8 protein-coding genes, 1 pseudogene and 1 riboswitch are annotated in these 8,503 nt (G+C 64.3%); of the genes and pseudogenes, 8 read left to right on the forward strand and 1 reads right to left on the reverse strand.

Annotation, left to right across the window (positions count from 1 at the left end; all coding sequences use genetic code 11):
* The 5 genes and pseudogenes from Q0L57_RS33245 to Q0L57_RS33265 form a co-directional block, all read left to right on the forward strand.
* Positions 1–101 (forward strand): annotated as a pseudogene (locus Q0L57_RS33245) (aldehyde-activating protein); the annotation flags it as partial.
* A gap of 65 nt (positions 102–166) precedes the next feature.
* Positions 167–634 (forward strand): YaiI/YqxD family protein, encoded by a 468-nt coding sequence (locus tag Q0L57_RS33250; RefSeq protein ID WP_296747364.1) that lies wholly within the window; start codon positions 167–169, stop codon positions 632–634.
* Between the two features lie 20 nt (positions 635–654).
* A complete protein-coding gene (locus Q0L57_RS33255) occupies positions 655–1,329 on the forward strand; it encodes a DUF1345 domain-containing protein (protein ID WP_296747365.1) in 675 nt (224 codons plus the stop codon).
* A gap of 96 nt (positions 1,330–1,425) precedes the next feature.
* The gene (locus Q0L57_RS33260; protein ID WP_296747367.1) at positions 1,426–2,298 is read left to right on the forward strand and encodes a cytochrome b/b6 domain-containing protein; all 873 of its coding nucleotides are present in this window, start codon (positions 1,426–1,428) and stop codon (positions 2,296–2,298) included.
* Between the two features lies 1 nt (position 2,299).
* The gene (locus Q0L57_RS33265; protein WP_296747368.1) at positions 2,300–3,091 is read left to right on the forward strand and encodes a molybdopterin-binding protein; all 792 of its coding nucleotides are present in this window, start codon (positions 2,300–2,302) and stop codon (positions 3,089–3,091) included.
* Positions 3,092–3,144: 53 nt separating this feature from the next.
* Here the strand turns inward: Q0L57_RS33265 and Q0L57_RS33270 are convergent, their stop codons facing one another.
* Entirely contained in the window at positions 3,145–4,149 is a 1,005-nt protein-coding gene (locus tag Q0L57_RS33270) for a hypothetical protein (protein WP_296747370.1), read from the reverse strand.
* A gap of 177 nt (positions 4,150–4,326) precedes the next feature.
* A riboswitch (glycine riboswitch) is annotated at positions 4,327–4,413 on the forward strand.
* 149 nt (positions 4,414–4,562) lie between these two features.
* Between Q0L57_RS33270 and gcvT the strand changes: the two genes are divergently transcribed.
* The 3 genes from gcvT to gcvP form a co-directional block, all read left to right on the forward strand.
* Positions 4,563–5,663: a glycine cleavage system aminomethyltransferase GcvT gene (gcvT, locus tag Q0L57_RS33275; RefSeq protein WP_296747371.1), complete on the forward strand. Its 1,101-nt coding sequence runs from the start codon at positions 4,563–4,565 to the stop codon at positions 5,661–5,663.
* Between the two features lie 7 nt (positions 5,664–5,670).
* Positions 5,671–6,039 carry a glycine cleavage system protein GcvH gene (gene gcvH / locus Q0L57_RS33280; protein WP_296747373.1) on the forward strand — a complete coding sequence of 123 codons (369 nt, stop codon included), beginning with the start codon at positions 5,671–5,673 and terminating at the stop codon, positions 6,037–6,039.
* Between the two features lie 16 nt (positions 6,040–6,055).
* On the forward strand, positions 6,056–8,503 hold a 2,448-nt coding region (gene gcvP / locus Q0L57_RS33285), incomplete at its 3' end, for an aminomethyl-transferring glycine dehydrogenase (protein WP_296747375.1).

Consider the following 8,503-nt stretch of genomic DNA (forward strand, 5'->3'; position numbering starts at 1 on the left):
TGAAGTCGACCGGGCTTGAACCCTATGACTGCCTCAGCCCCGGCCTGATGGACTATATCGCCACCTGGACCGCAAAAAAGTCCGGCGCGCTTCCGGCCTGACAAAACTGAAATTTCATGCGAAAGGGCCGGCCAATGCCGGCCCTTTCGTGCATCTGGAGATGTGATTGTCCGCCCCAATTATCTACGTCGATGCAGACGCCTGTCCGGTCAAGGCCGAGGTCGAGAAGGTCGCCGAACGACATGGTGTCGTCGTCACCTACGTCTCCAATGGCGGCCTGCGTCCGTCGCGCGATCCGATGGTGCGCAATGTCGTCGTCTCCAAGGGCGCCGACGCGGCGGACGACTGGATCGTCGAGAATGCCAGGCCCAACGATGTGGTGGTGACAGCGGACATCCCGCTTGCTGCGCGCACAGTGGCGCTCGGCGCGCATGTGCTTGGGCCGACCGGCCGCCCCTTCACGCCGGAGACCATCGGCATGGCGGTAGCGATGCGCGACCTCAAGCAGCATCTGCGCGAGACCGGCGAAAGCCGCGGCTTCAACGCCGCCTTCTCGCCGAAGGACAGGTCGCAGTTTCTCGGCGAGCTCGACCGCATCTTGCGGCGCGCGCTGAAATCCGCCACACCGGACTGACCGCTTCCGGAGGCCGTGCCATGGTTGACGACGCACCCGTCAAGCCACCGATGCATCGGCATATGCAGTTCGCCATATCCGCGATCATCGGCCTCGTCGCGCTGGCGATAGCACTCGTCCTGCACGCCCCGCTTGCTTACCTGATTGGCGCCAACGCGTTCTTTGCCGCCTATGTCGTGCTGGTCCTGCGGCTGATGCCGAAGCTTACCGGCCACTATCTCAGCAAAAACGCGCGTTCCGCCGACCTGCCGTTGCGCATGATCTTCGCCGTCACGCTTTTCGTCGTCGCCGTTGCCATCGGCTCGCTGTTTCAGTTCATCAATCAGAAGGGCGCGCATCCAATAGCCATCGTCTTCGCGATGCTTTCGATCCCGCTCGGCTGGTTCACCATCCACGCCATGGCCGCGCTGCACTATGCCCATGTCTACTGGATGGACGGCGACGAGATTGACGCCGCCACCAAGAAGAAGATGCCCGTTGGCGGCCTCGAATTCCCGGGCGGGAAGAGGCCTGAAGGCTGGGACTTCCTTTATTTTTCAACTGTCATCGGCATGACCGCGCAAACCGCCGATACCGGGATCACCACGACGCACATGCGACGCGTGGTGCTGCTCCATTCGATCCTTTCCTTCTTCTTCAACGCCGTTATCCTCGCCGCGGCGGTCAATCTCGCGGTCAGTCTCGGCGGCCCGTAATAAATCCGTGATCGCATGAAACACCGGCTTGTGCGGCAACGTAATGAGGGAAGACGATGACCTGAGATGCCGCGGATCATGCGGCCGGAGGACAGGATGGACTCTGCTGACACCGCCCAACCCGCCAGCCATGCGCAGAAGAAGGACGCAACCCTCGTCTACCGGCAGTCGCGCTGGACGCGACTGACCCATTGGCTGTGGGCAATCTCGCTGTTTTTCATGCTCTTGTCGGGTCTGCAGATCTTCAATGCCCGCCCGCAGCTCTATATCGGCAAGCAGTCCGGCTTCGAGTTCAACAACACGGTCCTTGAGATCGGCGCCGAGAACACCGCGAACGGTCCGCGCGGCTTCACCGAAGTCCTCGGCCATCGCTTCGACACGACCGGCGTGCTCGGCTGGTCAGGCCCTGCCGGACAGGAAACGCCACGCGCCTTCCCCGCCTGGGCTACGATCCCTTCCTATTACGACCTCGGCACCGCCCGCGTGGTGCATTTCTTCTTCGCCTGGATCCTGACGACAACCTTGCTCGTCTGGCTGATTGCGGGTCTCATCAACGGCCACATAAGCCGCGATCTTGCCCCGCGCCTGTCCGACCTGCGCAAGCTGCCGCGCGACGTCATCGATCATGCGAAGCTGAAATTCCATCACACCCGCGAATACAACACGCTGCAGAAGATGGCCTATGGCGGCGTGCTGTTCGTGCTGTTGCCGCTGATGATCATCACCGGCCTTGCCATGTCGCCGAGCATGGATTCGGTGCTGCCCTGGCTCAATGAACTGCTCGGCGGCCGGCAGACGGCGCGCACCATCCATTTCAGCGTGATGGTTTTGCTCGTTCTCTTCTTCATCGTCCACATACTGATGATCCTCGCCGCCGGCCCGATCAACGAGCTGCGCTCGATCATCACCGGCTGGTACCGCACGGACCCGCCCGCAAAGCACGACGAGCCGGCCGAGAGGAGTGCCTGAGATGTCAAAATTCCAGATCAGCCGCCGCAAATTCCTGACCGCAAGCAGCCTTGGCCTGTCCGGCATCATGCTGTCCGGCTGCGATGCCTTCGACAACCAACTCGGCATCGGCGATGGGCTGCGCAGCTTCCTCGAAAACGCCAACGACCTGACCCACCGCGCGCAGCGCCTGCTCGCCGGCCGCGACGCGCTGGCGCCGGAATTCACCGAGGCCGACATCCGCCAGCCACAGCGGCCAAATGGCAGCACGGCGCCCGACGACGACACCTACAAGGGACTTCTCGCCAACAATTTCGCCGACTGGCGCCTGGAGGTCTCGGGCCTCGTCGAAAAGCCGCTGTCGCTCACCCGCGAGCAGCTGCAGAATATGCCGAGCCGCACCCAGATCACCCGCCATGACTGCGTCGAAGGCTGGAGTTGCATCGCCAAATGGACCGGCACGCCGCTGTCGCTGGTGCTCGATCAGGCTGTTGTCAAGCCGCAGGCGCGCTACGTCATGTTCCACTGCCTCGACACGATCGAGCACAGCCTGTCGGGCGACATCAAATATTACGGCACCATCGACCTGGTCGACGCCCGCCACCCGCAGACGATCCTCGCCTATGGCCTCAACGGCAAGCCGCTGCCGGTCGAGAATGGCGCGCCGCTGCGTGTGCGCGTCGAGCGCCAGCTCGGCTACAAGATGCCAAAATACATCTACAAGATCGAGCTGGTAGACGGCTTCGCCAATGTCGGCGGCGGTCGCGGCGGCTATTGGGAGGACAATGGCTACGACTGGTATGGCGGGATTTGACGAATCCCGCTGACCATGACCTTGCCCGGTTAAGTCAGCGGAAAATAGCCGTCTCAGGCCACCTTATCGAGCAGCGGCCTCAATGCCGGATGGATTTCCGGCGAGGCGTGCTTGATCAGCGTCAGCAGGGCGCGTTCGTTGTCGCGCAGCGGGCGCTTGCCATCCCCTACATGTTCGGCCAGCCATTTCGCCTCGCCGGCATCGATGGTTTCCGCGCGGCGGGCAAGCGCTTCGGCCGCCCGGTTCTTGGCCTCCCATTCGGCTTCGATGTCGCCAGGTGAGTGATAGGCTTCGAGGATGCCTGCGAGCCCGCCGGACACCATGCGGCTGAAGAAGCTGCCAATATGCGGCTCCGCATGCTCGAGGAAGTTCTCATGTCGCAGCGCCGCTTCGCGCGTCGGCGGCTCATAGCCAGCCGAGCACATGACGTAGTTGGCGATAGCCTTGACGAAGAGGTCGTTCCAGGAGGGGTCGTTGTCGGCCGCCTCGGTCTGGTCGTTGATCCTGAACAGGATTTCAGCCTCGGCCTTGGTGATGGCGATGTTGCCGTCGCCGCCATAGGCATAGAGGATGCGGCGCAGGAGATCGACCTCGGCCCTGGTGACCTTTCCAGGCGCCAGGCTGCCACCGCGCATCAGCGGACCTTTGCCGTCGATCACGGCGTGGGCGACCTGCTCCAGCGCATAGGCGGAGAGCTGGCTGGGCGAGGATTTTGCTTCCTCCAGCACATGCACCAGCAATTCGAGCTCAGTGCGGCTGTCGACCATGCCATCCCGCGAAATGGCGCGAACCAGCCAGTCGGCATTTTCCTGCGAGACATAGCCTTCCGGCTTCTCCTGATGGACGATGTAGTCGGTCACCGCCTCGACGAAGAACGGCGCCCATTCCTGACATTTTTCGCGTGCCGTCTGGTCGAGCGCGAACAACGCTTCCGCTTCACCGCGCGTCACCACGCCATCGGCGAACACTTCGCGCCGAAGCATCGTGACATCGTCGGCATTGATACGATTCTTGGAGGTCAGCCCCGCGACCGGAGCGCTCATGATCAGTTCGCCCATCCGTTTCCCTGCCCGTCGCCTTGCCGGCGAACCCGATGCCTTATCCCGTCAGGCTTTATCAGCATTGTCTTGAGAAACCGGCAAATGGCGTGGTTAGCGAAGACTTGTCGCTGGGAGGTGACAAGGTGTCGCCGACGGGCTATGGATGGCGCGTCGAGGGCTCAGGCGACTGAGTCCTACCTGTTTGCGGGAGAGAGCAGCGAAAGCTGTCGCCGAAGGGGAAATCGCCCGAAATCTCTCAGGCAAAAGAACCGTAGACGGGAAAGACAACTCTGGAAAGTCGGGGCTAGCCCCGCGCCGAAGGTGTAAGCGCTGCCGACAGAGTTACGGGGCGCGAGTCTCTCAGGCTTCAGACAGAGGGGCACGGACTGGACCGCCAGCAGCGGTCGATTGCGTGCGACTCTGGAGAAGACATGACAGGCGAAGACACCAGACATCTACCCCTTGAGGATTTGCATCAGGCCGCCGGCGCCCGTTTCGGCGCCTTCGCCGGCTGGTCGATGCCGCTCACCTATCCGGCCGGCGTGATGAAGGAACACCTTCACACGCGCGAGCATGCCGGCCTGTTCGACATCTCGCACATGAAGCTGTTCGACGTCAGCGGCCCGGGTGCGGTGGCGCTGCTCAACCGCGCCTGCCCGCTCGATGCCGGCGCGCTGGAAATTTCCCAGTCCAAATACACCTTCTTCCTCAACGAGGCCGCCGGCATCATTGACGACCTGATCGTCACCCGACTGGGCGGCGACCGCTTCATGGTGGTTGCCAATGCCGGCAATGCGGCCGAGGACGAAAAGCATCTTCGCGCGCTGGCCGCGGATTTCGAAGTGGCGGTCGAACCGCTCGACCGCGTCTTCCTGGCAATCCAGGGCCCGGACGCCTGGGCGGCCCTGTCGCGGGCCGGCATCGAGACCGGTTCACTGCTCTTCATGCACGGCGTCGAGCCCCGGCAAAACTGGTTCATGAGCCGCTCCGGCTATACCGGCGAGGACGGTTTCGAGATCGGCTTGCCCGAAGCGGACGCGCGCGTTCTGGTCGCTAAACTCCTCGAAGACGAGCGCGTGCAGTGGATCGGCCTCGCCGCGCGCGACAGCCTTCGCCTGGAGGCCGGGCTCTGCCTGCATGGGCAGGACCTGACGCCCGAGATCGATCCGGCAAGCGCCGCGCTGATGTGGGCGATCCCCAAGGAGGTGCGCGCCTCGGGCCACTTCATCGGCGCTGACGCGCTTCGCTCGATTCTGGAGCGCGGACCGGCGCAGAAGCGCGTCGGCCTGAAGCCGGACGGGCGCCAGCCGGTGCGCGCCGGCGCGGCGCTGATCGATGGAGACGGCAACCCGGCCGGTCACGTCGCCTCAGGCGGCTTCGGTCCGTCTGCTGGTCATCCGGTCGCCATGGGTTACGTCAACGCCGCCCTCGCCAAGTCCGGAACCAAACTCTTCGCCGACGTCCGCGGGACCAGGATCCCGATCAACGTCAGTTCCCTGCCCTTCACGCCACATCGCTACCGCAAAGGATGAATTCCCGATGGCAAAGACCTATTTCACTGAAGACCATGAATGGCTGCGCGTCGAAGGCGGCGTCGCTACCGTCGGGATCACCGACTACGCGCAGGAACAGCTCGGCGATCTCGTCTTCGTCGAACTGCCAGAAATCGGCCGCAAGCTCGCCAAGGGCGACACCGCCGTCGTCGTCGAATCCGTCAAGGCGGCCTCGGATGTCTATGCGCCGGTCGACGGCGAGATCACCGAAGCCAATGGCTCGTTGTCAGCCGACCCGTCGCTGGTCAACTCGGCTGCGACCGGCGACGGCTGGCTCTGGAAGATGAAGCTCGCCAACGAAAGCCAGCTCGATGGCCTCATGGATGAGGCCGCCTACAAAGCCCATATCGGCTGATACCAGGATTTTGAACATGACCGCAGCACCTGTACCTTTCTCGGCTCGCCACATCGGCCCCGGCGTCAACGACGTCAGGGCCATGCTCGCCACCATCGGTGTTCCGTCCGTCGAGACGCTGATCAGCCAGGCCGTGCCGAGATCGATCCGCCTCGACCAGCCGCTCAACCTGCCCGCGCCGGCCAGCGAGGCGGAAGCGCTTGCCGAATTGTCGGCGATCATGGCGAAGAACACGGTGCTGAAGAGCTTCATCGGCGCCGGCTATCACGGCGTCCAAGTGCCTCCGGTCATCCAGCGCAACCTGTTCGAGAACCCGGCCTGGTATACGGCCTACACGCCCTACCAGGCCGAGATCAGCCAGGGCCGGTTGGAAATGCTGTTCAACTTCCAGACCCTGGTAACAGAGCTCACCGGTTTGCCGGTGGCGTCGGCCTCGCTGCTCGATGAAGCCACCGCGGTAGCCGAGGCCGTCGGCATCGCGCTGCGCCATCATCGCGACAAGCGCACCAAGGTGGCGCTTGCAGGTGCGCCGCACCCGCAGACGCTCGATGTCGTGCGCACCCGCGCCGAGCCGCTCGGCATCGAAGTCGACGGCGAGACCATCGACGACAACACCGCAGCCTTGCTCGTCTCCTGGCCGGACACGTTCGGTGTCTATGGCGACCACAAGGCTGCGATCGAGAAGGCCCGCGCGATCGGCGCGCTGGTCGTCTTCATCGCCGACCCGCTCGCCCTGACCCTGACCGACGCGCCGGCGAAACTCGGTGCGGACATCGCGGTCGGCCCGATGCAGCGCTTCGGCGTGCCGATGGGCTTCGGCGGCCCGCACGCCGCTTACTGCGCCGTCTCCGACAAACTGACCCGGCTGATGCCCGGCCGCCTCGTCGGCCAGTCGACCGACAGCAAGGGACGCCCGGGCTACCGTCTCGCGCTGCAGACGCGCGAACAGCATATCCGTCGCGACAAGGCCACCTCCAACATCTGCACCGCGCAGGCGCTGCTTGCGAACATGGCGACGGCCTACGCGATCTGGCACGGCCCCGCCGGCCTGCAGGCGATCGCCGAACGCATCCACGGGCTCGCCAACCGCCTCGCTACCGGCCTCAAGGGCGCCGGCGTTTTGGTGCTCGGCACAAGCCGTTTCGACACGGTTACGGCAGAGGTGAAAGGCCAGGCCGGTTCGATTGCGGCTGCCGCCGAAAAATCCAGCAGGCTGCTGCGCCTCATCGATGCCGACCGCATCAGCATCGCCTTCGACGAAACCTCGACCGAAGCCGACCTCGAAGCGATTGCAGCGCTCTTCGGCGCCAAGCCTGCTTCGGCCGAAGCTGGCTCACTGCCGGGCAAGCCGCGTGGCAAGGAGTTCCTTACCCAGCCGGTCTTCCACGAGAACCGCTCCGAAACCGATATGATGCGCTTCCTGCGCCGGCTGGCCGACAAGGATCTGGCGCTCGACCGCGCCATGATCCCGCTCGGATCCTGCACTATGAAGCTCAACGCCGCTGCCGAAATGATGCCGGTGAGCTGGCCAAGCGTGGCCAACCTGCACCCCTTCGCACCCGCCAGCCACTCGGCCGGCTGCCGAGCCATGCTCGGTGACCTGGAAGTCTGGCTGTCCGAGATCACGGGCTTCGACGCCGTCAGCCTGCAGCCCAATGCCGGCAGCCAGGGCGAATATGCCGGCCTGCTCGCCATCCGCGCCTACCACCGCGCGCGCGGCGAAGGCCACCGCACCGTCTGCCTGATCCCCTCCTCCGCGCATGGCACCAATCCGGCAAGCGCGGCGATGGCCGGCATGAATGTCGTCGTCGTGCGCTGCCTGGATGACGGCAACATCGACATGGACGACCTGAGGGCCAAGGCCAACGAGCATTCGAAGAACCTCGCGGCGCTGATGTTCACCTACCCCTCGACGCACGGCGTCTATGAGGAAGGCGCGCGCCACCTCTGCGCGCTGATCCACGAGCATGGCGGCCAGGTCTATTTCGATGGCGCCAACCTCAACGCGCTGGTCGGCCTGGCCCGTCCGGGCGACATCGGCGCCGATGTCTGCCACATGAACCTGCACAAGACCTTCTGCATCCCGCATGGCGGCGGCGGCCCCGGCGTCGGTCCGATCGGCGTCAGGTCGCACCTGAAACCCTATCTGCCGGGCCATGTCGCGGAGGGCTCGGCGCATGCCGTGGCGGCGGCGCCCTTCGGCAGCGCTTCCATCCTGCCGATCACCTGGATGTATATCCGCATGATGGGCGGCGCGGGGCTGAAGCAGGCGACCGAGACGGCGATCGTCTCAGCCAACTATGTTGCGACGCGGCTCGCCCCGCACTACCCGCTGCTCTACAAGGGCAGAAGCGACCGCATCGCGCATGAATGCATCCTCGACACCCGCGTGCTGAAGGAAAGCGCCGGGATCAGCGTCGACGACATCGCCAAGCGCCTGATCGACTACGGCTTCCACGCGCCG

Origin of the sequence: Mesorhizobium sp., from assembly GCF_024509055.1 — a bacterium.
In the GTDB taxonomy this organism is placed as follows: domain Bacteria; phylum Pseudomonadota; class Alphaproteobacteria; order Rhizobiales; family Rhizobiaceae; genus Mesorhizobium.